Origin of the sequence: Polynucleobacter sp. JS-Safj-400b-B2 (assembly GCF_018881975.1) — a bacterium.
Classification (GTDB): domain Bacteria; phylum Pseudomonadota; class Gammaproteobacteria; order Burkholderiales; family Burkholderiaceae; genus Polynucleobacter.
The window spans coordinates 293,281-320,051 of record NZ_JACVPJ010000004.1 but is presented as its reverse complement, the minus strand read 5'-3'; the positions used below and the strand labels follow the sequence as shown (position 1 = coordinate 320,051).

30 protein-coding genes are annotated in these 26,771 nt (G+C 44.7%); 20 read left to right on the top strand and 10 right to left on the bottom strand.

What is annotated here, in order from left to right:
* Nucleotides 1–117 precede the first annotated feature (117 nt).
* The gene (locus ICN48_RS07330) at nucleotides 118–1,005 is read left to right on the top strand and encodes a type IV secretory system conjugative DNA transfer family protein (RefSeq protein WP_255539507.1); all 888 of its coding nucleotides are present in this window, start codon (nucleotides 118–120) and stop codon (nucleotides 1,003–1,005) included.
* Between the two features lie 39 nt (nucleotides 1,006–1,044).
* Complete coding sequence (locus ICN48_RS07325) at nucleotides 1,045–1,398, top strand: LexA family transcriptional regulator (protein ID WP_216153043.1); 354 nt, start codon at nucleotides 1,045–1,047, stop codon at nucleotides 1,396–1,398.
* A gap of 61 nt (nucleotides 1,399–1,459) precedes the next feature.
* Here the strand turns inward: ICN48_RS07325 and ICN48_RS07320 are convergent, their stop codons facing one another.
* Together ICN48_RS07320 and ICN48_RS07315 are read right to left on the bottom strand one after the other, a co-directional pair.
* On the bottom strand, nucleotides 1,460–1,828 hold the full coding sequence (locus ICN48_RS07320; protein ID WP_216153042.1) for a hypothetical protein: 369 nt from the start codon (nucleotides 1,826–1,828) through the stop codon (nucleotides 1,460–1,462).
* A gap of 61 nt (nucleotides 1,829–1,889) precedes the next feature.
* Nucleotides 1,890–2,090, bottom strand: a complete 201-nt coding sequence (locus ICN48_RS07315; RefSeq protein WP_216153041.1) for a hypothetical protein — start codon at nucleotides 2,088–2,090, stop codon at nucleotides 1,890–1,892.
* A gap of 184 nt (nucleotides 2,091–2,274) precedes the next feature.
* On the opposite strand from ICN48_RS07315, the gene ICN48_RS07310 reads away from it, so the two are divergent.
* The 13 genes from ICN48_RS07310 to ICN48_RS07250 all read left to right on the top strand — a co-directional run bounded on the left by ICN48_RS07310 (nucleotide 2,275) and on the right by ICN48_RS07250 (nucleotide 17,572).
* On the top strand, nucleotides 2,275–2,622 hold the full coding sequence (locus ICN48_RS07310) for a PriCT-2 domain-containing protein (RefSeq protein ID WP_216153040.1): 348 nt from the start codon (nucleotides 2,275–2,277) through the stop codon (nucleotides 2,620–2,622).
* Nucleotides 2,570–8,581 (top strand): LPD5 domain-containing protein, encoded by a 6,012-nt coding sequence (locus ICN48_RS07305; RefSeq protein ID WP_216153039.1) that lies wholly within the window; start codon nucleotides 2,570–2,572, stop codon nucleotides 8,579–8,581. The genes ICN48_RS07310 and ICN48_RS07305 overlap by 53 nt, the downstream gene beginning before the upstream one ends.
* A gap of 62 nt (nucleotides 8,582–8,643) precedes the next feature.
* Nucleotides 8,644–10,875, top strand: a complete 2,232-nt coding sequence (locus ICN48_RS07300) for an LPD7 domain-containing protein (protein WP_216153038.1) — start codon at nucleotides 8,644–8,646, stop codon at nucleotides 10,873–10,875.
* 1 nt (nucleotide 10,876) lies between these two features.
* Nucleotides 10,877–11,413, top strand: coding sequence for a plasmid mobilization relaxosome protein MobC (locus ICN48_RS07295; RefSeq protein ID WP_216153037.1), 537 nt, complete (start codon nucleotides 10,877–10,879; stop codon nucleotides 11,411–11,413).
* A complete protein-coding gene (locus tag ICN48_RS07290) occupies nucleotides 11,397–11,603 on the top strand; it encodes a hypothetical protein (protein WP_216153036.1) in 207 nt (68 codons plus the stop codon). Before ICN48_RS07295 ends, ICN48_RS07290 begins: the two co-directional genes overlap by 17 nt.
* Nucleotides 11,604–11,642: 39 nt before the next feature.
* Nucleotides 11,643–12,020, top strand: a complete 378-nt coding sequence (locus ICN48_RS07285) for a hypothetical protein (protein ID WP_216153035.1) — start codon at nucleotides 11,643–11,645, stop codon at nucleotides 12,018–12,020.
* A 100-nt stretch (nucleotides 12,021–12,120) separates the two neighbouring features.
* On the top strand, nucleotides 12,121–12,759 hold the full coding sequence (locus ICN48_RS07280) for a hypothetical protein (RefSeq protein WP_216153034.1): 639 nt from the start codon (nucleotides 12,121–12,123) through the stop codon (nucleotides 12,757–12,759).
* A 23-nt stretch (nucleotides 12,760–12,782) separates the two neighbouring features.
* Nucleotides 12,783–13,502, top strand: coding sequence for a DNA/RNA non-specific endonuclease (locus ICN48_RS07275; protein ID WP_216153033.1), 720 nt, complete (start codon nucleotides 12,783–12,785; stop codon nucleotides 13,500–13,502).
* 21 nt (nucleotides 13,503–13,523) lie between these two features.
* Nucleotides 13,524–15,176 carry a type IV secretory system conjugative DNA transfer family protein gene (locus tag ICN48_RS07270; RefSeq protein WP_216153032.1) on the top strand — a complete coding sequence of 551 codons (1,653 nt, stop codon included), beginning with the start codon at nucleotides 13,524–13,526 and terminating at the stop codon, nucleotides 15,174–15,176.
* Nucleotides 15,177–15,256: 80 nt separating this feature from the next.
* Nucleotides 15,257–15,862 (top strand): DUF4337 domain-containing protein, encoded by a 606-nt coding sequence (locus tag ICN48_RS07265; RefSeq protein ID WP_216153031.1) that lies wholly within the window; start codon nucleotides 15,257–15,259, stop codon nucleotides 15,860–15,862.
* Nucleotides 15,859–16,071, top strand: coding sequence for a hypothetical protein (locus ICN48_RS07260; protein ID WP_216153030.1), 213 nt, complete (start codon nucleotides 15,859–15,861; stop codon nucleotides 16,069–16,071). Before ICN48_RS07265 ends, ICN48_RS07260 begins: the two co-directional genes overlap by 4 nt.
* Nucleotides 16,068–17,069 (top strand): relaxase/mobilization nuclease domain-containing protein, encoded by a 1,002-nt coding sequence (locus ICN48_RS07255; protein WP_216153029.1) that lies wholly within the window; start codon nucleotides 16,068–16,070, stop codon nucleotides 17,067–17,069. Before ICN48_RS07260 ends, ICN48_RS07255 begins: the two co-directional genes overlap by 4 nt.
* A 2-nt stretch (nucleotides 17,070–17,071) precedes the next feature.
* Complete coding sequence (locus tag ICN48_RS07250; RefSeq protein WP_216153028.1) at nucleotides 17,072–17,572, top strand: hypothetical protein; 501 nt, start codon at nucleotides 17,072–17,074, stop codon at nucleotides 17,570–17,572.
* Nucleotides 17,573–17,747: 175 nt separating this feature from the next.
* Here ICN48_RS07250 and ICN48_RS07245 read toward each other — a convergent pair whose 3' ends face one another.
* From ICN48_RS07245 to ICN48_RS07225, 5 genes are all read right to left on the bottom strand, one after another.
* Nucleotides 17,748–18,074, bottom strand: a complete 327-nt coding sequence (locus ICN48_RS07245; protein WP_216153027.1) for a type II toxin-antitoxin system HicB family antitoxin — start codon at nucleotides 18,072–18,074, stop codon at nucleotides 17,748–17,750.
* The gene (locus tag ICN48_RS07240) at nucleotides 18,071–18,325 is read right to left on the bottom strand and encodes a type II toxin-antitoxin system HicA family toxin (protein WP_216153026.1); all 255 of its coding nucleotides are present in this window, start codon (nucleotides 18,323–18,325) and stop codon (nucleotides 18,071–18,073) included. The genes ICN48_RS07245 and ICN48_RS07240 overlap by 4 nt, the downstream gene beginning before the upstream one ends.
* 130 nt (nucleotides 18,326–18,455) lie before the next feature.
* Complete coding sequence (locus tag ICN48_RS07235) at nucleotides 18,456–19,706, bottom strand: hypothetical protein (RefSeq protein WP_216153025.1); 1,251 nt, start codon at nucleotides 19,704–19,706, stop codon at nucleotides 18,456–18,458.
* Between the two features lie 701 nt (nucleotides 19,707–20,407).
* Nucleotides 20,408–21,388 (bottom strand): hypothetical protein, encoded by a 981-nt coding sequence (locus ICN48_RS07230; RefSeq protein ID WP_216153024.1) that lies wholly within the window; start codon nucleotides 21,386–21,388, stop codon nucleotides 20,408–20,410.
* A 2-nt stretch (nucleotides 21,389–21,390) separates the two neighbouring features.
* Nucleotides 21,391–22,722, bottom strand: coding sequence for an amidoligase family protein (locus ICN48_RS07225; protein WP_216153023.1), 1,332 nt, complete (start codon nucleotides 22,720–22,722; stop codon nucleotides 21,391–21,393).
* A gap of 616 nt (nucleotides 22,723–23,338) precedes the next feature.
* Between ICN48_RS07225 and ICN48_RS07220 the strand changes: the two genes are divergently transcribed.
* The 5 genes from ICN48_RS07220 (at nucleotide 23,339) to ICN48_RS07205 (ending at nucleotide 25,532) form a co-directional block, all read left to right on the top strand.
* A complete protein-coding gene (locus ICN48_RS07220; protein ID WP_216153022.1) occupies nucleotides 23,339–23,518 on the top strand; it encodes a hypothetical protein in 180 nt (59 codons plus the stop codon).
* Nucleotides 23,518–23,646, top strand: coding sequence for a hypothetical protein (locus tag ICN48_RS13870; RefSeq protein WP_255539504.1), 129 nt, complete (start codon nucleotides 23,518–23,520; stop codon nucleotides 23,644–23,646). The genes ICN48_RS07220 and ICN48_RS13870 overlap by 1 nt, the downstream gene beginning before the upstream one ends.
* A 127-nt stretch (nucleotides 23,647–23,773) precedes the next feature.
* A complete protein-coding gene (locus ICN48_RS07215) occupies nucleotides 23,774–24,763 on the top strand; it encodes a tyrosine-type recombinase/integrase (protein WP_216153021.1) in 990 nt (329 codons plus the stop codon).
* A gap of 56 nt (nucleotides 24,764–24,819) precedes the next feature.
* Nucleotides 24,820–25,161: a DUF6516 family protein gene (locus ICN48_RS07210; protein ID WP_216153020.1), complete on the top strand. Its 342-nt coding sequence runs from the start codon at nucleotides 24,820–24,822 to the stop codon at nucleotides 25,159–25,161.
* A complete protein-coding gene (locus ICN48_RS07205) occupies nucleotides 25,158–25,532 on the top strand; it encodes a MarR family transcriptional regulator (protein WP_216153019.1) in 375 nt (124 codons plus the stop codon). Before ICN48_RS07210 ends, ICN48_RS07205 begins: the two co-directional genes overlap by 4 nt.
* Before the next feature lie 56 nt (nucleotides 25,533–25,588).
* On the opposite strand, the gene ICN48_RS07200 is transcribed toward ICN48_RS07205, so the two are convergent.
* The 3 genes from ICN48_RS07200 to ICN48_RS07190 all read right to left on the bottom strand — a co-directional run bounded on the left by ICN48_RS07200 (nucleotide 25,589) and on the right by ICN48_RS07190 (nucleotide 26,532).
* The gene (locus tag ICN48_RS07200) at nucleotides 25,589–25,810 is read right to left on the bottom strand and encodes a hypothetical protein (protein WP_216153018.1); all 222 of its coding nucleotides are present in this window, start codon (nucleotides 25,808–25,810) and stop codon (nucleotides 25,589–25,591) included.
* A 78-nt stretch (nucleotides 25,811–25,888) separates the two neighbouring features.
* A complete protein-coding gene (locus tag ICN48_RS07195; RefSeq protein WP_216153017.1) occupies nucleotides 25,889–26,107 on the bottom strand; it encodes a CCDC90 family protein in 219 nt (72 codons plus the stop codon).
* Between the two features lie 95 nt (nucleotides 26,108–26,202).
* Nucleotides 26,203–26,532 carry a helix-turn-helix domain-containing protein gene (locus ICN48_RS07190; protein WP_216153016.1) on the bottom strand — a complete coding sequence of 110 codons (330 nt, stop codon included), beginning with the start codon at nucleotides 26,530–26,532 and terminating at the stop codon, nucleotides 26,203–26,205.
* Between the last annotated feature and the right edge of the window lie 239 nt (nucleotides 26,533–26,771).

The window sequence follows — 26,771 nt, the reverse complement described above, 5'->3', positions numbered from 1 at the left end:
TACGGGCAACTCAGAGAAGGGAAATTAGCGCCAAATCTTAGAAAAATCAGACTGTCTTCGTAAAAATTAAATATGGGGATATTTTTGCGGCGCTCTTCAGGCTAATTTTGATTTAATCTGCGCTTCCTTAGCATTGCCAAAGGTTCTGGCTTTATGGCTGGCTACGGACTACGCTTAATTTTGATTGGTCAATCCATTGCTCAGTTTGAGGCGCAGGACTCCTACGGGAAAGACGATACACGCTCATTGGTGGCTAATAGTGCGTTGCAGATTGTATTTCCACCAAAGGAGCCCAAGGATGCCAAAGAGGTATCGGAAACATTGGGGTATCTTACCGAAAGTACGGCTTCATATAGTCGTGGTCGTGGAATTTTCAATAGCCGATCGGGTGATAGCGTCAATGTTTCTGACCAGAAACGAGCCTTGATGATGCCGCAAGAGTTGCGAACCATGTCTCAGGATAAGCAGATTGTATTTATGGAGTACACGAAGCCAATCTTGTGCGAAAAAATACGTTACTACGATGACCAAATGTTTATTCCCCGTGTATTACCACCTGCTTATGTTCCATCTATGGATATAGCTAGATATCAATCGGGTCTTCGCAAGATGGTTCGTGAACTCACAGTTGCTGACGTTGACCTGGAGAAAAAGTCCCTTAAAAGAACCTCCGATAGAGATCAGCTTGAGGTGATGACGCAAGCACCCCCAAATCGGCGCATCACTCCTAAAGATGCCAGCAAGGAACTAGTGCCTTTTTCGCAGTTTTATGCAAAGACAGCTGGTATTAATTTTGAAGATCTTCGCTCAATGCCAAGCACCGTCTCGCGAAAGGCCTCCCTTGACGAATCTCGAAAAATATTAGATGGGGAAAATTTGGGGCAGGGCACCGTTCTGCAAGACTTTTTGGCTCTAATAGATGGCGGTCAGGACGCCTCATTAATTAGCCTTGCTAAGCGTGGTGTTTCAGCATTTGAGGCTGATGCAGCATTCGATGGCGTATAAAAACGCTAACAATTTATAAAAACTAATTTTCTTATTTCAATGAACACAGACAAAATTCTTACGCCGGAAAACTTTGAACAGAACTTTGATTTCCAGCATTTTTTGGTCAAAAATACTACAGCGACCTATTTCTTTAGGGTGGGTAGCGATGCTATGGTAGGCATCGGTATACAAACTGGCGATCGCTTAGTCGTCGATCGTTCGGTTAAGTTTAAAAATCGCGATATTGTTGTGACCGTCAACCAAGGCCAGTTTTTGGTAAGGCGATTAATTATTTCGCAAAATAAAATACTACTGCTTGCTGAAAATGATAACTTTTCACCAATTACTGTTGGAGATGAGCGATTGCTGGATGTGTGGGGCGTTGTGGTTGGGTTGGTTAGGAAGTATTAAGCGCTCTCATAAGTTATTTTTTGCACTTCAAATCACACGGCTAAGGTCTAAGCTAAACGCATTAGCGCGTCACTTGCCATCCCTGCGGGCAAGCTTGCACTTGAGGATAAAATCCTCCAGCTGCAGGGCAATAATAAGCCTGTGGCTGCACTTGCTGGCTAACCAGCGATTGTGGCTGTGGAGCAGCAGCAACGGGAGGCGTCATATAAACTATTTGAGGTTGCACATATGTAGGCGCAACGACATAAGGTGCGTAGTATGGTGCGGGATAGTAAGGTCGGTAATAATTACTGGCAACAACACCCCCTACAATGGCGCCGCCAGCAACACCACCCCAAAAACCCATTGGTCCACCCCAGCCCCTTGCAATTACTGAATTTGAAAAAAGCAAGGTGAGTATTAGGGCTGAACTTAGTAGAATTTTTTTCATGATTTTGAAGGGTCGGTTATTGCGCTACGGCACTTATCCCGACCCATTCACTGTTTGTAAATTATTTTCCAGATGGTGTGACGACTGCTTTAGGAGCAGCAGGCTTTTCAGATTTCACCTTCTTTCCCTCTGCCTTGCTCGTCTTTGCTTCTTTGGCAACGGCAGCCTTCTCTTTTTGTGCATCTGCCGCACTTTGAGGGGTTTGAGCAAATAGGGCCGTTGTCAGGGTAGTTAAAGCGATTGCAATTGCAAGTTTTTTCATCTTATAACCTTTCGTTTAGAAGAGCTATCGGTAGCTCTTGCTATATCAACGCCTTTTAGATTGATGCTGTTGACACAAGTTAGCAGCATATTTATTTCTTGTTGCTTTTCATTTATTTATGTACTATAGGATAGTTCGGGCAAGTTTCTGATTTTTTGGTTTAACCAGAAAGTCGGGGACCCCAGTGGTAAATGCAACTCATACAACTTGGACTTCAGAGCTTGACAAGGCTCGTGATGCGCTTGGCTTTATCGATTCGGATGACCGAAAAGAGTGGCTACTCGTTGGTGCCGCCCTTAAGAACGCATTTGGACAAGAAGCTTTTGAGCTTTGGGACTCATGGAGTGCCAAAGCAGAGAGCTATAACGCCGCAACTGCTAAATACACCTGGAAACAACTAAAACTTACTAATGTAGGAATAGGTTCATTATTCAACCTGGCCAAGCAAGGTGGCTTTGACCCGTCTGGCCGCATTGGTTATGAAACCCTATCCCCCCCAGGAAAAGCAGGAGCAAGCGCAATTGCGCGCTAAACGATCCATGGAGAGGGCGGCTGAGCAAGCGCTCGAATTAGCTAAGCGGGAAGAGCGTTATAGCAAGGTTGCAGCTCTATCGGAACATATTTGGGCGTCAACTGCACCAGCCCTAGATGATCATCCATACCTCGTTCGCAAAGGCATCGCCGGCGAGAATTTACATGAAATTGACTTAACTAAATTAAGCTCGCTGATTGGTTATGCTCCAAAAGCGAATGGCGAGCCTTTGTCTGGCCGCATCTTGCTTGCCGGCGTTGGCCAGCAAGTCGGACAGAATCAAAAAATAGCCCTCTCAACATTGGAGATGATTGATGAAGCGGGTCGAAAATCTGCTTTAGCGGGTGGACGCAAATCCCAATCCTATTGGGTTGCCCAAAATCCTCTCCCGCTAAACTCAGATGCCAAGCCTGTCGCCCCCATTATTTATATTGGCGAGGGCATTGCAACCACCAGATCAATTGAGCAATCATATACAGCTCTGAAGGGGCAACTCGGCTTGCCAGAGGCTTTGATTGTCGCTTCATTATCAAGTGGCAATATGCCATCAGTAGCGCAAACCTTGCGCATGCAATACCCCCGCAGCATGATCGTTCTCGCAAGCGATATTGGTCGTGGCGAACGTGAATCAATACAGGCCGCTCTTTTGGTCGATGGATTGGTGGCAAAACCTAGTTTTAGCCAAGCTGATTTAGCCAGTCCTAAAGCCACGGAAAAAACAGATTTTAATGACTTGCAGCTCATTTCCGGAAATCAATCGGTCGTTCTTGGATTGCTTGCTGCGCAATCTCCCCGTGGCTTAGGTTTTGAGCTTCATGAGGGCAGGGTGGTGGCAACGGAAAGTTCGGTACCAGTCCAAGTAATCCCACCAGAAAAAGAGGTTGGGGCCGCATCACTTGCTAGCCAGAACCCTCCTGCAACCCTCTTAGAGTCCATCACCATACGCGGCTTTGAAGATCCTGAGCGCGCAGCGGCTGAGATTCAATTCTCAAAGCTTGTGAACGATAACCCTAGACGGTTTATCGATCGCTATAAACAAGACCCCAGATCTCATGGCGGTTTATATGTGAATTCCGATCTTTTTAAAGAAACCTTTGAGCTCTATGCGCAGTCAAATGAAACTAGAAGCTTTTATAACCTTCCCGCGCACAATAGCGCTGCAGTATTGGCGGCAGCACTTTTTCGAGAAAACTTAGCAGCTGCGCAGGCGCAGATCAAGGAAGGTGGTGTGCGTGGACGCGTTCTCTTGGTTACGGGAACGCCAGGCGCTGGAAAGTCATCAGCAATCGCCACTGGTCTTGGGGAAAATTTTGATATCGCTACCATCTTTGAGGGTCAACTTGTTGATGTTGCTGCGACCAAAATTAAAATTGATCAAATCCTTGAAAAAGGGTTGCGCCCAGAGATTATTACAGTTCACGCTAAAGCCGAAAACGCTCTAGATAACGCGTTAAATCGCTTTGAGCAAGTAGGCAGAGGCGCGAGCATCGACCTGATTGCCAATCTTCTGTCCAGACTTCCCCAAAGCCTAGCTGAAGTTCACCAAACCTATGGCGGTGCCGTTAAACTCACAATTATTGATCGCAGGGATGTAGATAATTCCTTGATTACCCTTAGCTGGGATAATTTACCAACCCTTTCTTCTGAAGGAACTTATGAGCACATTAGAGAACGACTCTCAAAGCATCTTGAAGAGCGCAACCAATCCGGATCCATCAGCCTTGCCAACTACGAGCAAGCCCGCGGAAGAGCTCCCATACGACCCAGTATTGGAATTCGCCAAGCGAGCAGTAGAGGGCCTGAACAGGATGAACAGCGATCCCGAGTTTCGCAAGAGGATACAAGAGCAAAGCTTCTAAAGCTTGACGATTTTCCGCCCATTTCAGCTGCCGATCTAAGGCAGTATGGGCAATCGGTAGAAGCTTTACACCAGCTCAAAGATCAACTTCTAACAAGCATACGAGTTTTTGCCTTTCATGAAGCCAGTAGCGAACCGCTCGAAATACGTGACATTGATGTATTAAATCGTTATACCTACGATCAGCTACTGACACTTCCCATAGACTTTGCGCCAAGCAAAGCGCCAGAATTTATTCCTGGCGACTTCTTCTCAGAAATCGAGCTCCCAGACTCTGACCTTAATTTACTAAGTAATACCATTAATCGAATTTCTACGGCGAGTGATTTAGCTCAATTCGAAAATGCTTTAGAAGTCATTTTTGGCAAAGATGGTCCGGTGCGCGATTATGCCAATGACTTTCTGATCCTACGCATGAATGAATTAACTGGTGTCGCTCCCACAGATATCCCAGATGGCGTGCAAATGGTGCCGCCTTCTTCTGCGCCATCTGTATCGGTGCATGATCAAGACACTGGCATGGAATCAGTATATTTACCCGCTACTGAATTGGCAAAATTGAGTAATCAAATCGCCCTCTTGGAAACAACGGATGCCGTGCGCTCCTATCAACAGGCTTTAGAGATTGTGTTTGGCCAAACTGGTGCCGTTACGGAGTATGCCGCACTACTTTTGGCAGCCAAAGACCAAGAGTTAATGCTTCCTAGCGGCCTTGATCGCAATGGTGATCAGCAATTTGATTCTCAAGAGGCGAATTTCTTTTTAAGCAAGCAAGACCTAGCTGCGGCAATCACGGAGCAGCAAGAAGAAGTCGCTGCAAAGTTTGGAGAAAACCTTGCTGGTGCATCACAAGAACATATTAATGCAGCCCCATTTCTAGACGACACGGTAAGCAACTCGCCAAAGGTCATTGAGGACTTTGGCCAAAAGATTGGTGGCGCCAGAAAAGATGTTTGGTCGGGCTATTTAGACAAGCTCAAACACTCGCAAAACTTGACGCCACGAGAAGTGCCTCTCTCGCAATATTGGCCAGAGCCGAATTACCAAAAACTCATAGAGGCAGGGCATGATAGGAAGGCGGTTGCCATTCTTAGAGTCCTGCGTGATGTGGTCCCCACTAAGCCCAAATCATCTTATAAGTTATCAGCCTGGAACAAAAAGGTAGCGGCAAGCAAATCATTGGCAGAGCAGATTATTGGCTCAATCGATAAACCCGATTTACTTTTACCAATTCTAGATCAATTTAAAACAATCCCTCAAATTAGTGATGCCGCAATACTCTATCAAATTGCTGGGCATGAACGCTCATTGGCAAGTTATCAAATCAAGTGCGCTAGCTATTCCATGATGAATGGAGTAAGTTATAACCCGCCTAAAGCGATCTGGTCGATTGAGGAGAGAAGTGCCAAAACATCTTGGCCAAAACAGCTACTTACTGCCGAAACTAAAGAAGCACTATTGGCGAAAATTGATGCCGACCATAAGACGCTCCTAGCAGCCACAAAGCAAACTAAGGCCAACGGTGATGCGCAGTTTGCGCTCTATCGTAAAAAGGCCGGTGAGGCTCTTTATATTGGCAAAAAGATTGGTCGGCGTTATATAGATTTAGCAGGCCCCTTTGAGGACGTTAAAGTAGCTCGTGAATATCGCCACGAGCACAGTCAAGAGCTAGAAAAGGAGCTGGCAAGACTCAAAGAGGTGCCCAGTATTCGCGCAACCCAAAATGAACCGCGGCTAGGAGTCGATTATCGCCAAGGGCAGGATATTAGCCCCGCAGAATTTAACGAAGTATTTGGTTTTAGGGGTGTTGAGTTTGGTAATTGGGTTGAGCAAGGCAGAAGACAGGCCGACTTAAACGAGGCCTACGATGCTTTGATGGATCTGTCTCGCGCATTGGCCTTGCCACCTGCTGCATTATCGTTCAATGGCGAGCTAGGCTTAGCATTTGGGGCTAGAGGTAGAGGTGGTGTTGATCCCGCTAAGGCTCATTATGAATCTGGCCATGTTGTCATTAACTTGACCAAAGAAAAGGGTGCCGGATCCTTAGCGCACGAATGGTGGCACGCATTAGATAATTACCTGGTGCGAAGCTCGCCTGATGGCAATCCTTTAGGCTTTGTCAGCGATGAACCTCAAGCTGTTGGATTACGCGAGCCATTACAGGATGCTTTTACTGCAGTAATGGCACAAATCAAACAATCTGATCTTCCTAAAAGATCAGCAAAGATGGATGCGTTTCGTGGTAGCGCTTACTGGTCTACGCCAACAGAGATGTCCGCGAGAAGCTTTGAAGGATTTGTGGGCGATCGCCTAAGCAATCTGGGTATTCGCAATGACTACCTGGTTAATTATTTGGCGCCGAAGGAATGGAGCAATGAAGATCTTCCACGTTATCCCTATCCAGTAGGCAATGAAGCCTGGGCCTTTAATCAGGCATTTACCAATCTATTTGCGCAAGTACAGACGCGTCAAACAGAGCGGGGAGTGGCGATTTTTAATACGATTCCTAAGGCTTTATCCGCCAATGAGCAAGTGTCATTCGCAGCGGCATCCGAGCGAATAGACGAACTTCTCAAACCATTTGCGAAAGAAACTAGGACGCATATTCACCTGATCGAGCGGATGGATTCCATTGGGATAATGCACCCGCCGGGAATGATCGCTTCTGGAGTGACATGTGCAGATCACTGTTTCCTTGCCCAAGAAGGACTGCGGGACGTAGTCATGGTTGAGAAGACACTTTGGCATGAGATGCTCCATTTAGGGTTGCGACGCTTTTTAACGCCACAGCAATATATTGAAAACTTAAACGAACTTTACACCCAAGATCAGTGGATTGCAAACAAGGCTAAAGAGTGGTTTGACTCTGCTGATGGGCAGCAAGTTTTAAAAATGCATCCGGACAATATTTACTATGTGCGCGCCAGAGGAGTCGATGAGGCATTGGCCCAGTTAGCTGAAATTACACAGTCATATCCTACAGGTTATCGCCTTAATGGTTTAGCTGATAAAACGTATCGCACCGTTTGCAATTGGGTGGCCACCATTGCTGATACTTTTGGATTTCACAAGGAAGCCAAGGGATGGCGAGACTATGCCGCTAGCAAAGCTGCTCGCAATTTAATTGCAAGCACTTTTGCAAAACTGCGCGCAGGAGAGCCAAGCATTCCCGGCGCAATGGTTGACAAGGAGCGCTTTAACGCCGCGCTACGTAGTCAAGCCAACGGCCCAGATATTGAGGTTCAAAAAAATGTTAAGGAGACCAAATTACCTACAGAGGTAGCCAATAAATCTAGCGGCCCAGCAGTGGAGCATTCCACTACTCATGAGGCAACACAGCTTGCAACACCATTTTTATCGTCACCATCAGCACAGGAAATAGTTATGGCAAAAATTGCCAAAGATCATCAACCGCCAACTGTAGAACCCATCCCATTTAACTATCAACACCCGGAATTTTCAAATGGCACACGGCCTATGTGGGCTCCTGAAGTAACTCCGCCGCAATTGATTGCCTTAGGCAAAGAATATTTTGGCAGCAAACGTGAATTTGTTGTGCCTATGCAAGATGGCGGCCCCTATAAAGGTGAGATTTATCACCATGATGATCGGTTCTTATTTCAGCAGCTTGGCGATGACAAATTTACATTGCATCAAGTAACCGATTTATCTTCCCAATCCCCAATTGTCAAGGAGCGAATGGGGAAAAGCTTTACTGGCATTTATTTAAGTATTCATTATGAAGGCAATAAGGGAGTCGTCAACCCTTATGATCCGTTTAAAGATCGCTTTATATCCAATGCGCAGTTAGTTGAAAAAGCGGCTGTCGATCGGGATTTTTCCCAAAAAAATCAAAATCTCTTCAAGACCATGTGGCGAGTTGCATTAGAGGACGTCATGCGTGCGCGGATGGGATTTCCAAAGGCCGTAGCTATTGTTGGCGAACAAACAAAACCCCCAGGCGTTTTGGATCCTTATTACCAAGATCTCAAGGCGTTTTACCAAAAACAGCAACTTGAAGATCGGGCGAAAGCCATCAAGAAAGCGTCCTTAACAAAAGTAGAGGAAAAAGCGATCGCAACGACCGGACCAAAGCGGTAGTGATTTGTTTTCCATTACACCTACAAGCCGCACAACACCCAATCTAAAACAGGAGAAACACCATGGCTACCTACAATCATTTACAAGCCGAGTATGGACAGTTTATAAAAGACCGTTTAATTAGCTCACTCGATCGTCTGGCTAAAGTAGCAGGGCAATCATCGGGAGATGATGCCGCGCAGATGGCAGCTTTTGCCATGAAATCACGTAATGTCGTTAATGAAGATTTAGATGGGCAAATAAGTGTTTTGCGCCAGGTTCATACTCGGCTATTGGCATACGACCCAGACTGGCAGCATGGTGGCCCGGGTCTTGAAATTCAATCATTTCTTCTGGAGGTTGTCGATTCGCTAGAGATCGCCCAGGAAAAAGCAATTGCCAGCTCACCAGAGCAATCACCAAATACTCCTAAGGTCGAAATACCTACAGAAGTTACGGCGCAACTTAATATCCTCAATGAGTTGCACGCCACTCTTTTTGAAGTAGATGAAAAAGCCGGTGGTATCGCAGATCTCTATCCGGTTTATTTGGATTTAGGTACCGAAATTGAGCATCTCAAGTCTTTGGCCCCAGATCAACTTAATGAGCAAGACATCGGTGAGTTTTTGCTCGATCGCCTCAATATCTACGGCTCCATCCTAAAAGAACATCTGCCAAATGAGACCTATCAGTCCTACGCTAACAGAATTATTCCTAATAGCGAACAATTGCCCCCCGAAAATAATCTAAACGCACTCAAGTCGACCAAACCCATTGATGTCATTCTTGAGGCGCAGTCAGTTCCAGATTTAGTGAAAAAACGCTTTCTACGTGGCGGCCAGGGGGACTATTTTTTCAAGGATCGTGATCATGACCTAGCATTTTCAGATGTGGGGCCACGACTCAAAACAGCCACCAATGATCCCCAAGTGATTGAATCAATGGTGGCTATGGCCTTGACAAAAGGCTGGACTACGTTAAAGGTAAAGGGCTCCACTGAATTTAAGGCGCAAGTTTGGTTGGCGGCACAAATGGTAGGTTTAGCTGTAGAGGGATATCGCCCCACAGCCAAGGATTATGCACTGCTAAGGCATGCGCGTGAATCATTGCAAAAGAATGAGATTGAGGGTGTTTTCACACGAGAAAACACGCCCGAGCTTTCAAAAGAGGCCGTCGCCGTTTCCGGTGTCGCGTCCCAGGGCGCAGTTGGAATTGATGGAACTACAAATAAAATCTTAGAAAAACATGAGCCCATCAATCCGTTTGCTGGAGTGCTGCTAAGTCATGGATCGGCACCCTTCGAGTTTGATAAGCGTCCAGGTGCTAAAAATAACTACTACGCACAACTGCGCTTGGCTGATGGAAAAGAAAAGTACCACTGGGGTCTAGGTTTGCGCAAAGCCATTGAAAGTTCTAACGCTCACATTGGTGAAGAGGTCGTTTTGGCCAAAGTAGGCGCAAAAGCAGTAGAGGTGGAAGAGCCCGTATGGAATGAGCGCAATCAGCTAGTTGGAAGCAAGCCCATCACCGCAAATCGAAACGACTGGAAGGTAGAGCGTATTTCACAGTCGCAGGCCATCGACTCTAAGAGCCATGCTCAGACTCAAGATCCATCAGCGCCAAAACTAATCATTTCTCAACGCCTTATCGCCTACAGCACCTTGGACGCATCGACTGCGATGACGCAGTTTCCAGAGCTCACCCAAGTTTACGCATTGCGAAAAGTACTGCTCGATCAAGCTAAAGATCAATATCCAAAGCCGGAGGAATTTTCTAAAATATCTACAGCCATTGAAAAACGATTATCTGATGAACTTGCCAAAGGCAATCTTCCAGCCCCCAATATTCCTGCTGAACGCCAATTTGTTCAGGTCGTAGGGGTTCAAAACTCTACAACCCCTGATACCGGAGAAATCCTTTCTTCCCTGCAATTTAAGGACCAAGCGGGGCAGGTGCAAAGCATTGAGGCCGCTAAGCTTGGCGGCTTAGAGCTTTCGGATCTAAAGGCGGGTGATGCGATTGAGCTACGCAATACAGGCACCCCTAATAAGCCGTCCTGGCAAATCATTAAGCAAGATGTATCTGTATTACTCCACGGCGTAGCTTCAAGCGAATGGGCTAGGTCATTAGGCGCTAATGAGGCACAAGCGAAAACAGTGGGTGCGCAAGCTAGCGCCATATTGCAAAAGAAGGTGGATATTGGGCAGGTGGTTTCGCCTCCACGCATCAAGGATGCGCCCAATAAGCCAGTTGATGTTTCCATCCCACTTGAACCTGAGCGCAAGCGTGCAAAAGCGCCTGAGGTCGCTCGCTAATATGAGCCCAAAACCGCTTCAGGCCTGGCTCTCCGTTCGACTTGGCCCCCTAAAGCCGCTTTGGAATGAGCATTGCAGAAAACGTGGGGTTAACCCCAGCGAGGAGTTGCGCCAACTCATTAGCAAGGAGTTGGCAGCGCCTCAAATGATTTCATCAAAGCCTGTTTCCCGCATTGATGCCGCTGATCGCAAGCGTCTGATTATTTACCTTGGCGAACAAGAGTGGAGCTACGCCCATGACTTATCCCGAATTGAGGGCTATAGATCTCTTAATCGTTTTGCTAGCGCCTGCGTGCGTCACCGAATCTCCAAGGGAGCCCAATTGGGTCAATCCGAAATCGACTCATTGGCAGACTCGAATTATCAGCTGGCTGCGATCGGCAGAAACCTAAATCAACTGACTAGAGATGTACATCGATTTGGTGAGGGCATCGCGGAGCATCGATATCAAGTTCTCCAAAACCTTACTACTGCCGTTAAGTCTCACATGGAACAAGTGCGAAAACTACTGAAAGCAAATTATGACCGCTGGAATTAGCAGTCAAACTCCGAACGACAGCCAATCAAATGGAATGGCAGAGCATATCCTCTGGGAAATTAGTGGCGCAATAATTACTATTGATATTACTGCTGCAGGTGATGTCTATGTAAATGGTGATTTAGTTCCGCAGGCAAGCTCAAACCCTCCCTCAAGCGGCATGATGCCTAAAGACCCGAATGCAAAATAATAAGGCAACCAACGGACTCCCATTTCCACGGAGTATCAAATGACCCAGTCCCAACACTATGATGTGATTCTTCAGGTAATTCAGGATGCACGCTCTTGGCTTGCTATCAAGCAGATATCTCTTTTGAGCAACATCTCATTGGGCAAGTGCAGGTTAATACTTCCTCAACTAGAGGCGCAAGGCCTTATTGGCGTAAAGCACCAAAGCAGTCTTCGCACTCCTGACGGTGTAGTCATGTACGCAAAAATCAGTATTGCAACACGTGAGGTCACGCAGCGAAACAATCCCAGTGATTTCAAATGCGCCAAATCACGCTTTACTTGCTGGCCACAATTGCTTGAAGGAAAGGGTGGTCGCCCCTATATTGCCGCACCTAATCAGGCCAAGTCATTAGCAATGCTCGCTCGCAAACCCTAATTAAATACTTACCAATCTGATAATAAAAATGAAAATTACTCAATACTTCACTAGGCAACATCTTTTTTCGGCGCGCTACTTTATAACGTGCACGTTCATTATGGCTGCACTTTTATGGTGGTTCGGAGTCAATCTCATCATCGCCGGCGCTTATTCCACAGCCGTTACGGCCGCCGGAATAGTTCTGGCAGGGGACTTTATGAAGAGCTTGCAAAAACGTATAGAAGCTACCGATGGAATTTCATGGGACATTGAAATCAATCGCATTAAGGTTGGTGAAACTGCAGACAATCAATACGCAACGATTGTTCTTTCCAATTTCTCAAACAGCCGCGTCCTTTGGGCTCAATTTTTCAATGGACTGCGCATGATTATCTGCTCAATCAATTTCTTTGCCTTGGCCATTGCCATATTAACCTTCTGGTTCTTTGTTGCTCTAGCCTACTTTTACCCAGAGGAAGCACTGCGCATATTAACTCAATTTGCAGAGGCTAGTCCTGCGGAATTGCCTCGTTTAATTTTTAATTTCCTGAGTTTAATTTTAAATGCAGTGCTCATTGCATTTATTTTTTTACTCCCAATCAATCTTTCTAGATTTGGTTTTATCAATCATATAAGACACGCAAATGGTCTAGCACTGCGTCAATATTGCAATTGCGCCGCCGATGGACTCATCACGCTCTCAAGAAACAGTGGTGATCGCACTATTCGACGAAGCGTCTATGGGCCACTCCTTTAACAACCTTTTCTTTGCTTCTTTTCATGTATAAAAAAATCTTGCTCACTTCCATCTGCGCTCTTTTGGGGTATTCTTTCTCGGCCTACGCCGACTTTGAATTATGCAAAGATGTTTTTCCAAATCGTCAGATTCCGGTCTCGCAAGAGCAAGGTAGAGATCTTTGCTTTGACGGCTTTGCGGTGTATTACTCACCCACCCAAAAGAAGCCCATTTATACAGCAGAAGTATTGAGTCGTGAACTCCTTGCAGAAGCACCTCTAGAGCGCACCAATCTATTTTATGAAGAGGCGCGACTGCCGGCAGCGGAGCGCTCTCATTTGGATGATTACCGCGGTTCTGGATTTGATCGTGGCCACAATAGCGAGGCTGCCACAAAACGCACCGCTGGAGCAATGGCTCAGTCATTTAGTCTTGCAAATATAGCCCCTCAAGCGCCCGAATTTAATCGTGGAACATGGGCTATAGACGTGGAAAAAGCTACGCGAAAATACGCACAAAGGGCGAAAGGGTCTGTATTTGTTTTTACAGGCACTGCTGGCAATTTAGGAGCGATTGGAAGGGGGCATGTGGTCGTACCTCAATACTTTTTCAAGCTGGTCTATGACCAAGCATCTAATCGCGCTTGGGCTTACTGGCTTCCCAATAGCAATGATGCCCGTATGAGTCGCGAGGCAATTATTTCGTATCAGGAATTAGTGCAACGGACAGGCATTAATTTCAAAATCGGCAACCCTTCTAGATAATCAACTTAAGAGAGCAATCATATGTTAAATAATTTACTTCGTGCAGGAAAAAAATATTTCGGCATTGGTGATACAGGCGGACCTCGATTGGTCGCCTCAAGCGGATTATTTGGTAACAGCGGGGTAATGATTGGTAAAGTCGGCCTCGAGTATATACAAGCCAAGGAGAGTGATCATGTTTTCGTGTTCGCCCCCTGCAGGTCTGGTAAGGCGGTTAGCATAGTAATACCCACTCTATTTTCTTATAAAGAGTCGGTTGTAGTCTTAGATTTGAACCTTGAAAAATTCGATATTACTGCTGGCTATAGAAAAAACATACTTGGCCAAGAGGTGTTCCTTTTTAACCCATATGCTGATGGCCTAGATTTGGATGGAGCAGCACCAAAAAGAAAAACACATCGGTACAACCCCTTGTCATCAGTACCCAAAACTGGTGAAGGTCGTATTAAGGATATTCTTTCTATAGCCTCCATCTTCTGGCCCAGGCACACTACAGAAGCCCTTTGGTCGTATGGGGCTCAGAACCTTTTTTTAGCGCTCGTGTTGATATTGCTTGAGCTTCGTGAACAACGTGAAATAGAGGGCCCCAGCTCAAAGCTCCCCAATTACCCGGTAACCATGGGGGAAGTGCTACGACAAGTTTCCAGTCCCGGAGGTCGACTATCCCTCAGAGATTATTTGACTGGCTTGTTGCAGGAATACACATGGCTCTCTACTGAGTGCGTAAGCTGCATCAGCAACTTTCTTTCTAACGCCCCCGAGGCTCAAGGTAATATTCTTTCAACGTTTAAAGCACCTTTGGCGATATGGAGAAATCCCATTGTTGATGCCGCAACCTCTGAAAGTGATTTTGATCTGCGAGATGTGCACAAAAAACGGATGACGATTTATATTGGAAACCCCACATGGCTCATTGAAGAGACAAAATTACTTTCAAGCTTGATTATCAGTCAGATCATCAATCTCAACGCAAATCAATATCTTCGCGCAGATCAAAACCACTCCTGCCTACTATTGCTAGATGACATTAGCTCAATAGGTAAAATTGAGCTTCTTGGTGAAGCAACTGGCTATCTCCGAAAGTTTAAATTACAACTATTGGCAATTTCTCAATCAACTAATCAATTGCAAAACATTTATGGACAAGATACTCAAGCGCTACTTAATAATTGTGCCGTGAAGATTTTCTTTCCAAGTTCAATTGAGGATGGGATGCCACCACTTGTAACAAAAGAGGATCTTTTAATTTTAGATAAAGATAAGGTGCTTGCAATAACTGGGCACGCAAAACCAATGGTGCTTTCCAAGATTAAGTACTTCAGTGACCCTACTTTCAAAACAAAAATATTGCCGCCACCAGAGATTCCAATCTTAAAGTTTGATCCTTCAATCTTCACTAAGAGAACTCTTAGCACTGAGGATGGTATAGCTCCCATAAACCCAGAATGGAAGTCCAAGGCTTATCCGTTAAAGAATATTACCATTGCAGCACAATGCACCAGGCTAGGTGATGCAACTCTATTAATCAACCAATTAGAAAGGGCAATTGATTTCATTAAAACCGGAAGGAAAGAAGGCTGCATTCATGATGACGATTGCGGATTCATTTTTAACGTTAACGAAAATTCGCAAACGTCAATTTTCGATTCCTTTCCGCCACCTGACAAGCATTGAATGACTTTTTAAATTACTACCCAACTGCGATCATCTTTTGAATAGCTGCGCATTAGGGATCAAACCTCTTAAGGAATAATATGGAAGCACACGAATCACACGAACTGATCGAGCAATCCGAAGAACATCGGCACGACTCCAAAAAATGGACGGCTTTAATTATTTCGATCATGGCCATGATATTGGCTGTTAACAATGTCGGTGGTGGGAACGCCTCCAAAGAGGCCACAAGGCACAATATAGAGGCTTCCAACTTCTACGCTTTTTACCAGGCCAAGTCCATTAAACAGCATCTATTGAAGCTGGCCGTCGATCGGATGGATGATGAATCTCATAATTTTCCAATCAAATTAAATCCAGGCGGCCCGTATTCAGCAATAGCCATGCAGGCCCTTGCTGACCGCAAAGGTCAATATGTAAATGATATTGCTCGTTACGAGTCAGATGAAAAATCGGGCGAAGGTAAAAAACAACTTCTCGAAAAAGCCAAAGAACATGAGGCAGAACGTGATCACGCACTCAAACAAGATCCTTGGTTTGATTATGCTGAAGGCATTCTTCAGATTGGCATTGTCCTGCTCTCAATTTCTATTTTGGCATCGATGCCTATTCTTACGGTAGCAGGTGGGATTCTGGGCTTAATAGGCACGGCTTGTATGCTCAATGGATTTTTTCTCTTTGCGTGAAACTCACCAAAGAACTGCTGCGCGAACGCATGCCAATCACCAGTCAATTGGTTGATCGCTATCGTGTCGTCTTTGGCTCTAGTCTCAAAGTGATTTGGGCAAAAGAAGGGGATTTCGAGGTTGGAAAGATTCCCGATGTACATCGGATATGCATTCCTTATGACCCCAATTACAAATCCGATTTAAAAAATAGCCAAGTGCACCCATGACTAATCCTACCTATATTAATGATCGCCTAGTTGAATGGGGTGACCAAGTCTTTGAACCACCCCTTCGAAAAGCTAGACCGAAAAAAGATCAGCACACATCCCTCTGGCTAAGTGCATACCATGCGTGGAAGGGTGTTGAGCCAGGTCATCGCGGTACGCTAATCCGAGAGCAAATTGAGCGCACCATTACCAAGGCTCCAGAGGTAATGGTGAAAATCACCAGCAAGAAAAATGCTGGCAAGGGAATGAAGGCCATCGCTAATCATTTGTCCTATATTTCGAGAAATGGCAAGTTAGAGATTGAAACTGACCAAGGTGAACTCATCATTGGCAAGGCAGCCTTAAAGGATTTGTTTTCGGATTGGCAAACTGATGCTACTGGATCGGTGATTCCTGAAGAGAGTCATGAAAGACTTGCCACCAACTTAATGTTTTCGATGCCCAAGGGCACCCCCAGTAAAGAGCTTCATGATTGCGTTCGTAGCGTGCTTCATGAAGAAATCCAAGGTAGGTACGCTTTTGTATTTGCCCTGCATGAAGATACCGATCATGTCCATGCTCACGTCTGCGTTAAACGAGCAGCATTAAAGCGAGGTCCATTGTTTGCACTCAAGAAAGCAGATCTCGCCAGGTGGCGAGAGCGTTTTGCATCACATCTTCGCGATCATGGTATCGAGGCTAATGCCACCCCAAGGAGGACTCGCGGCGTTACCAAAGAATCCTTGCCATTAGAGATTTACCATCTGGCCCAAGCTGGTCGGCAAAAGCACATTCAAAAACGGCCTATTGCGGTAGCTGCCGAAGGCTTATTTGAGAGGGAGAGGGCTGTTTGGGGCAATATTGGGGCTACTTTAAAAGCTTCCCCAGTTGTCAGCGATCAACATCTAGCCAATGGCATAAAGGCGTTTATGCAGGAAGTATTTAATGCCCCCGCGATCAATTCGAACGTCGATATAGTGCGGGATGACTCAACAAGGGATCTTGGTGTAAAGAGATAAACTTGAAAAACTTCTTCGGTCGGATGCTTGAAAGAATGTTTGCTCTTCAATGGAGGATTCCCTGCTTTCCTATGTGTCGGTTAAATTCAACTGGAATGTACAGCCCGAGGAACATTGATTCTCTGAAAGCTACAAAAACACCCAAGGGATTTAGCGGCATCCTAATTGAATTTGATATTGCCCCTTATCAATTTCTCTCGTACAACAATCTGCTTTTTTATGTTGTCATAATTGGTCGGGATGGCTTACGTCATATCTTTTGGGGGCATGAATTAAAAACTGCACTCATAAAATCTTCTGCAAAGGTGGGTAATCTCATCGTACTTCGCCAAACCGGCAAGAAATCTATGGCTCCAACTTTTGGAGGCGGTAACTCAACGTGGAAAGCTAAGCGCAATCTTTGGGTGATAACTCTAGAGTCTTCGCTAAAGAAAAGGCTCTTCTACCATTTTTGCTTACTCAGAGTCAGAATGATTCGTCAACCCTCATCTTTTTATCATTGAGGTTTAGTGGTCAGCGCGATTGGTCTTTTCGGTGGCAACCCGATCAACTTTGGCGGGCCCAGGCGGGTATATGGTGAACGCACTCCGTCACGATATACCTAATGAAGGCATGGGAATTCAAGTTAAAGTTAAAACCGCCCGTGTGTGATATGGACTCCTATTTAAACCAACAAGCTTATGCCGCTTGAAGCATGTCTGCTACCCAAGCATTAATGCTTTTGCCTGATGCCTGCGCAACCCTAGCAACCTTGGCATGAATCTCTGGTGGAATGCGTAACATCAATTTGCCCGAGTAGGGCTTTTGTGGCTCTACGCCATGTTTTTTAGACATGGTGATGTAGCCGTCTACCGCAGATTCAAAGGCAGAAACAAGTTCATCAACCGATTCACCGTGAAAAGACACAATATCGGTGATGCCCGTGAGGTGTCCGATGAAAATACGATCGTCAGGATCAAACTCAACGCTGGCAGAGTAGTTTTTATAACTTAGTGGCTTCTTCATGGTTTGACTCCTATTAGCACTAAAAAAATTCGCACATCCCTTATTTGGTATCGCTTGGCTTCCTTCCCTGGATGCGGTCTATGAAGATCAAGGCGATGATTGTTCATTAAAAAGCTCACCCTAGAACCCTCACCTTCGACGCATTGGCTGCCAACGGCAATAAGCAGAATTTCCACTTTTCTCCACTCAATCGTGGCAGAAGTGGGTTTAGCAAAGATCGCAAGGAGGGTCTTATGGTGTTTGCTATTCATACTATTATGATACCACTAAATGATATCATTACTAATCTCGTCAAACAATCGCAAAGGCATCTCCATTTGGACCGGTTATGCTCCACAAGAATGGCTGGCGGATTCCATGTGAAATGCGTTCGCGTGCGCATTAACTGGCAGAAGTAGGCGCAATTAGCGCCACTTTACGCCCACAAAATATTAAAGAACTGGCATCGACATATCCAAAAAGAGCGTTACCCATTAGAACTTCAGACCAAACTTCCGATGCTTTTTCATTCACACCATTGCAAATGATAGAGTTGCCAGCAAAACCCAAAAGGTTAGGCAAGCGCTTATCCGCAATATCTGAATAGTACAAAATCGGCCTTGTTGCACGCAGGTTCACGTAACGTCCATAAAAACACTCAAATATTGCTCCGGCAATAACCTCACTTAATTGATTTGCGCGATTAAATAGAACTATTGTGGGGCGATACTCGGTCTCAGTCCACATTACAGTGCCAAGGCCTATTTCGCTGGCCCTTAGAGAGTCATATAGCTTTTTCAGCAATAAGAAAACCTCCTCGGTAAGCGTTGGGAGATATTGCTCTAGGTCTCTTTTCAGATGCTCGCTTTCATGATCTGTCATTTGGACCAAGAGAGATTGTGTTAGAACATGATGGTTCGCCAAGAAAAATAATGCTTGTTCTAGGCACGAAGATGGTGCATCACCTCTATTTTGACCATCCCATCTTCCGATGTGGGCATAAGCGCTAATTAATTTCTCCAGAAGATAAAACGCCCCCGACGTTTCAAATCTTTCCCTTTCTGCAGGGTTTAGTATTGCGGCAATTGAGCGAACCCAGCCCCGTGGAGTGGCTGAAATTGATACTTGCAATACTTTTTCTCTGGTATCAATCACCCTAAATCGATTGGTAACCTCTTCGAGCCCAAGACTAGATATGGCGGACCATAGCTCTGTCTCCTGGATTGCCTGTTTATCCGTCTCAATGAGAATGAGTCCTGGGTTGCGTTGTGCCGATATCGTTTCCAGCCATAGGCAGTAAGCGGGTATGGCGGCATGGCATTGCGAGCCAAGAAATACCAAAGGCTTTGAATCGTTAAGCTCTAACTCGCAATCTATTAACCCCGATAAGATTTTTTCATGGAAATCTGATCTTGAGAGAATCCGATAAAACGGCTGCGATCGATCTGCGCTGGTACGAATGGCGATTTCAGATATATCGGCCCATTTCTTATAGCCATTGATTGCCGCAATAAGCTCCTGGCACTCTTCAATCGATAACTGGCGCCCAACAACTCTTAGAGAATCTTTTTGCAGTCTCTTTACTTGGCGCTTAATATTGGAAAAATTTGAAAGTACAGAGGCTGTAAGCCCCCTGATGAAGGACATGCTCATAATGAACCTTTCTATGGTCAGATCGAATTAAACGGCTACTTTGATGCAAAGAACTCTGCGCCTCCCAGCGCAGTACTGATGATTTTACGGCAATTGACGATACCGCTTCAATAGATATAAAAATACCGATTACCATGAAGTGGTTAGGTGGCCCTATGCCTGCAATAAAGATATCTTAACTAGAGCAGAGAGCCCACTTATAAATTGGGAAATACCCTTCAAAGGAGCGGAGCCGGCTCTCTCTTAAGCCTCTTGACTCTTGATTGTCAAATCTTCCGTATGGCTGTCTTTGATCAAGCGGATTAATTGATTGCTTAAATCATCTCGAATCATCTACAAACAGTATCAAAATCGTTACTTGTGTTACGTCTGGCACCTTGGTGCCTTTCCTGCACTAGCCAACAAAGTAGATTTAAATCTACTTTTTCAGTCATTCACCACCCAAATTAGAGGAAGGTTGATGCCTATGGTTTGCGCTTTCTCTCGCCGTTAATAATGCCTTTGGTTGCCGTTAGATCGTTCTTGGAGATGAATTAAATTGCCTTGCCATGCTTGCCGTTATTTGCCATTAGCTCGGCGTATGGCTTGTTTAATTGGGTTGCTCTAGCCCTTCAGCTCGATGCTGATAAAGCTACGCATTTCAGAAATTCACCACCCCACTGCGGGATGGTGAATCTACCCAAGTAGCGATGCGCCTGACTTTAATAATCCTCCACCACTAGTGATTTGATATGCCGAGTGGCTTTGATAGGGTTTTCCATAACGGCTATAAATTCACGCTCCAGCATATTGCCCTCTCTTAAGCACTCTAATATTTCAAAGAAAGCATCCATACCCATGCGATAGATAAATTCATAGGCAAGTGCATAGTCAATTTCGCTGGCTTGGTGATACCCGAAATATGACAGATCGGTAAGCTCACCCTCAATGTGAAGATAAATATCCTCATCATCAAGCTCAAGCATTTCTTCATCGAGCATGGATTGACTATATGCCGATTGACCACCCCATGAACTAAGTCCATAGCGAGATTTAGCTACTGGCAATACCGATACTTCATTTTTCCAGTTTGCCTTCTTGGATTTTTTCGGTGCTTGCGATTTTGCATAAGGTGCCGACCATGCGTAAGTGTTGGATAACCACAAGCCACCCCATTGCACTCCTACATTTTGGTTAATGACTTGGTATCTGCCCGCGTTATCCATCAACACAAACTTATTGCCTGACCCGATATGCTCAGCCACTATTTCAGCGAATGGTTCTGTGAAGGCAAAATCAGGATTCTTAGCCAACATCGGTACAAGATAGTTTTTGATGTAGTGCCATGTATCGGACTTGGTTTGATTCTCCGCATTACCAGTAGATAAAATTCCGTTGTGCATAAGCCATAAATCAATGCCATGCTCTTGTTGATTTAATACTTCATAGGGATGGCAATTTTCAAGATTGATATCGCCATGCGTTTTCATGCGAAGGTGAAAGGCGCAAAACTTGCCTGTGATTTCTTTGTTATAGAAGCTCTCAAAATCCTTGGCAGTTTTAGGCAATATTTTCTTGACAATCAGCTTGCCACCATCGGCATACATCACGCCGACACCATCTTGATTGTGAGAATAAAAATCTGCTAACCATTCTTTACCTAGCTTAGGCGCATCTTGATGTTGAATAACGAGTAGGCACATGATTACGCTACCTCCCGAATGTTATCTAGGCTATCGGGACTGATTAAACTAAATGCGCCTAGAGTTAAGCCATCGGCTCGCATAATCCCTTTTTGATCTAAATACTCTCTTAGGAATTTGGTATCTTTTAGGTTCTCTGCTTGGCATAGGTATTCCAAGAATTGCTCGGTGGTTAGCTTTGCTTTAGATGATTTTTTGCAAAAAAAATAGGTGGCGTAAGCAAATTGCAAGCAAGCCATAATCGTTTCAAAACGTAATGTGCCTTTGAATAAGCGAAACTCAATCGTGGCTGGATTTTGAAAATTCACCGCCTCATAGCGATCTTGATTCAGGTTTGATAGTTGATGCTCTTTATTATTTTTAAAGTGCTTAACGGCAAACTTCTTCCACTCTTGGTTATTCTTCTTGTCCTTAAAGGCGCACCATCTACTTTCATCCCGTCTTGCAATAGCTTTGATTAACGGGCGATTGGCGGGGTCGTTAATGAACTCGATAATTTTTGTGCCATGTAAGACGCTCATATCCGCTTTGGAGATATGAACATGAAGCCCACAAGTTTTGGTGTCGTGGCTTCGTGCGCCTACAAAACGCTCTTTAAAAAAGGATAGTTTCTCTTCATGGACATCTAAACCAGTCCAGCCTGTAACCATTTCAAAACCATGATTAAGTGAACCGTCATTCTCGCAAAGGGCATAAAGATACTTTTGCCCGTTACTAGCTTTGTGTAGAGAAAGGTTATCGAGCAAATACTGCGCACGTTCTTCTCTATCACCTTCTCGAATTTCAATCTCTAATTCCATGCCAAGATAGACGGCTGGCTTTCTGCTATCAAAACTGGATGGGATTTTGCTTAATCTTCTTTTGCTAGAGTGATAACCGCCAATCGCCCCATCACTAGAATCATCATCGTAGTCATCGCTATATTCATCTGACACATAACGATCTTCACGATCTGACCAGTGATAATGTCGATCAAGGCAATTTTGGCAATATGAACCATCACCATCAACTGACGAGCAATCTTCGTCATAGACTAACTTTCGGCAATGGTCGCACCAGCATACATTTACACCAAAGGCATTTTCAAATAGCTGGTCTGCCAATGCTATGCCAACACCAAAAGCATTGATTGCCTCCAATGTCTTATCGGCATCATTGGCCTCAATAGCCTTAGCAATCCGTATACCAAATCCAACGCATTTATTTCGATGGGCGATATAGTTTGAGAGATCGCCACAACGGCAATACCGAATATTGATAGTTAGATTATTTTTGATGGCATATCTAATTTGGGTTATTGATGCACCATGACTTTTCATCTCAATTAAATTCATTTGCTTGTCCTTTTTAAATAATTAAAAGAACCGCAAAAATCACCTTTACCCCCTAAAACTTTTTTCCTTGCTTTACATCCTTCAAGGGTTTTGGTGTTCCTCACGGTTGGACGAGCTGCAGGGCGATGGGGGCTGCGGGTCAAGAGAACCGTGGAATAAATGTCAGGGACGCACACCAAGAAATTTCTTGTGGGTCCCTGGCGTTTTATGCCGCGAAAGTCTCTTGAAGGGCGGGGCGTTTGTGCTAAACATGAGCACAAAGAGCCCTAAACGACCCGTAGAACACAGAGAACCAAGATCGGTACAACTGTGAGGTTGAAAGTTATTGTCAGGCGCAGCAATGAACCCGTTCATTGCAAGCTTGGCAAATCAATATCGTGTGCTCGAACGAGCACACACTTAAAGATGTTTGGGGGAAATTTTTAAATCTACTTTTGCGAGCCAGGCGAAGCAAAAGTCATTAATGAGATTGAGTCGAAATTACCTGGCGAAATTTTCGACCTGGGAGTGGGGCGCTACTAGCGCCTCTAATTTTTTACAAACTTTATAGTGCCGAAATAAATTTATTCCTTACCATCACACATGGCAATGAAAATCTCATTTACACTTTAATCATATGAACAAAGAACAACGAGAGGGCGCTGCTAGGGCGCTGGATACCCTGGCAATAGCGGCTTTAATTACCTACATCACCGCCTTTTCAGGTCGGCTATCAATCGAAATTTGGGAGTCCGTAATTTTGGTAACAACTACGTCTTCATTTTTTACGTTAAGCTATTTATTAAGGGGTGAATAATGAGTCAAATTTTTACGCCGCTGTTTACAAATCTATTCATAGCAAATCTCATTGCTATCGCTTGCATCGTTTATATCCTGATTAAGCGAGCCCAGAAGCGCAAGCACGATTCACACAAGACTAAGTAATCTGCATGAGGCGCAGATCTTACCCCGTATTTATGGGGTAAATTCCTTCTCGGGATACCCAACTCCAATCGGATCGCTGGTGAAGTCTAAAATCTTTTGCTTGAAATGATTACAGCAAAGATAATGAATGCGATGCGAGCAATTAATAGAGGATTTCTTGGATGCCGGATGGCTAAATAACCAATGGTCCCAAAATACCATCAAAACATACAAAAACGAACTGAGCTCATTTCGCAAGTGGATTAGCTCTAGTCGCGGTAAAAAACTACCTAACGTCACCTTTGAAGACATCACGGATTTTTTGGAAATTAAAGCGACGGGCAGGGTGTGTACCCACAATCTACGCATTAGCGTATTGCGCCATTTTTATCGGCATTTATTTCAACAGTGCAAAATTGGACGTAACCCATGTATAGGACTTAAAAGCGTTATTCGGCAACAAGATCTTCCGAGCGTTCTTTCTGAGTCTCAGGTCCAAATATTGCTGGATATGCCCGATGTAGGTACGCAGGCTGGACTAAGGAACAAGGCGATTTTGGAGCTGCTCTACGCCACCGGAATACGGGTCAGTGAGCTAACGCTACTGGAGCTTTCTAATTTATTTCTGCCGAATCGCTACCTGATTGTTCGGGCTCATACCAGCAAATCCAATTGCGATCGTATTGTGCCTTTTGGTGCCATCGCAGCTTTCTGGCTTACTCGCTACTTAGAAGAGGTTCGCCCAAGCCAATCACGCATACAGCATGCACTTCGCGTTGCGGTCAATCTTGTATTCTTAGGCAGATCTACGGCCGGCGGCTTGAGCAATAGAACTTGTTATGAGATTGTGGCGTTCCATGCTAGGCGCGCATCTATTACCCAAAGAGTTTCTCCGCACACCTTGCGCCACTCATTTGCAACACATCTTTTGAATGGTGGCGCCAGCTTAATTGTGATTCAAAAATTGCTTGGCCATAAGAGCGCACAAACTACCCAGATCTATACCCATAGAGCGATTGCTAGATTGCACCAGGTACATGCAAGACACCATCCTAGAGGCGAACTCTTTGCCAATCAAGCTCTGAAGAAAGGGCGACACTATCAATTACACCACCCAAATCAACCTCCAGATAATTAATGCCACCCCTATTATCAGATATGCAATTTGATAGCATATCTGTGATACGATAGATCATGAACAAAAAGACGAGGTCAAAAACTGAATCCCTAATTGAGAGGGAGGTTTTTCACCTGAAGGCAAGTAATGGTGGTGGCCTTTTAAGTTTTGAGGTGTGGGGGTATGTGCAGGATGGTAAGACCATGGTCACTAGATACAACTTGGCATATATCAATAAATTGATTTGCCAAAAAGACAATGGCAGGGTGCTTGGGTTTGATAATGCGCACGATTATCACCACAGGCACTATATGGGTAAAGTGGCGCCAGTCGAGTTTGAGAGTTATGAGCAAACATTGGAGCGATTTGAACGGGAGTGGCAGGAAATTATTGCGGGAAATAAAAGGGGGAAGAAATGACTAAGATGATTATTCGCACCGATAAGGTTGAAAGTTTTTTTACACGAGCACGTAAAGCTGCCCAAAAGGCGGACCGTGGTGAGTCATTTAAAGCAATGGCAACACTCTCGTTTGAAGATCCTCAAGAGATGTTTATGGTTCTGTCTGAAGCCCGCAGAAGCTTGATGCTAGAAGTCATGGATGAGCCCAAATCGATTACTCAATTAACAGTCAAGCTGCATCGTGAACGCTCAGCGATTACTAAGGATATTGGGCTTTTGGAAAAAGTTGGACTGCTGATTTCGCAAAAAAGAGTCAATCCTGGTCACGGCATCGAAAAGGTTGTCAGAACGGTTGCGCCAAAAATTGAGATGATTGCCACTTTGGGATAAGGTCAAATCATGTTTAGACGCTCAAAAGTGCATTTGGCGATTCACATTCGGTCTAATTAACTAAAAATTTTCCAGGCGATGGCCATGGTAAATATCAAATTTAATCCAACCATCCATTGCAAAAGAGTAAACTTGCCGTCAAATTCAGTAAGCTTTCTCTCGATACCAGTAAATCTGTTGTCATTTTCCGCAATGGCTTCTACAGCAGCTTTAGCCTGATCATCGGGTACGCCCGCAGCGCGAAATGCTTCGTAAACCTCAGAAATCATCGCAGTCACTTTCCCCCCAAGCCGATTTAAATCCAATGCCTGCACCTCACTGGGTGCATTTGATATTTACGTTGAATGGCTGAGCGTTTAAAAAAATTGCTTTGAAAAGTTGGCAATGGCAAGTGCAAGCAATACGCCAAGAATCCAGTACAGGCGATCAAACTTGGCATCAAAATGCTCCTTAGTAACGAGATTAGACTGAGCCTCGGCTAATACTCGCACAACCGTTTCAGCCTGTTTCTCATCAAATCCAGCATCTCGCAATTTGCGGGTAGCATCTAAGGTGTCAAATGTCACTGTAGTCATATCTTTCTCCAAAAACCGCTTTAAGCTTTATTATAGGTCGCCTTAACAGAAAACTTGCTGGTAAACCTATGATATCCCGCAAGCATCAGAATCGATTAAGCCTGTATCACTGTTGTTACGCCAGTCTTGCAGTAATTGGCGCTTCTAGGCCTGCGAATCACAATATCCACATCCCAACCAAGAAGATTGATATACCCAATGAGCTTGGCCCAACTAAATAGAGCTGTCTTCCCATTAAGTAGGCTTGAAATCTTAGCCTGGGAGATTCCAAGGTGCTGAGCAGCCTCAAACTGCTTGTATTTATAAAACGATAGCTGCTGGGCAATGATCTGCATTAGATCTAGCTTCACCTGATCCTGTTCTGTAAGCTCACTAAGAATAACCGGGTCTAGACTTGGGGTTTGCGGATTATTCATTGCTGTCATTGGATTGGCCCATTTGTTAAGTTACCATTACTGATATAATTACTGTTTCAATTTTATAGCTAAATTGAAATCAGCTTGCATTGTTCAGACCGATACTCATTAGCGCTCGCAGGGTTTGTCCTAAGCTCTTTTAGTTGTAAGTAAAGATCAAATAGATCTATATTTATGCAATAGACTATGGTTTAATGCTAATATCAGTTTTAATTCTAGTTAAACAGAAAGGGGTTTGGTGGCTTGAT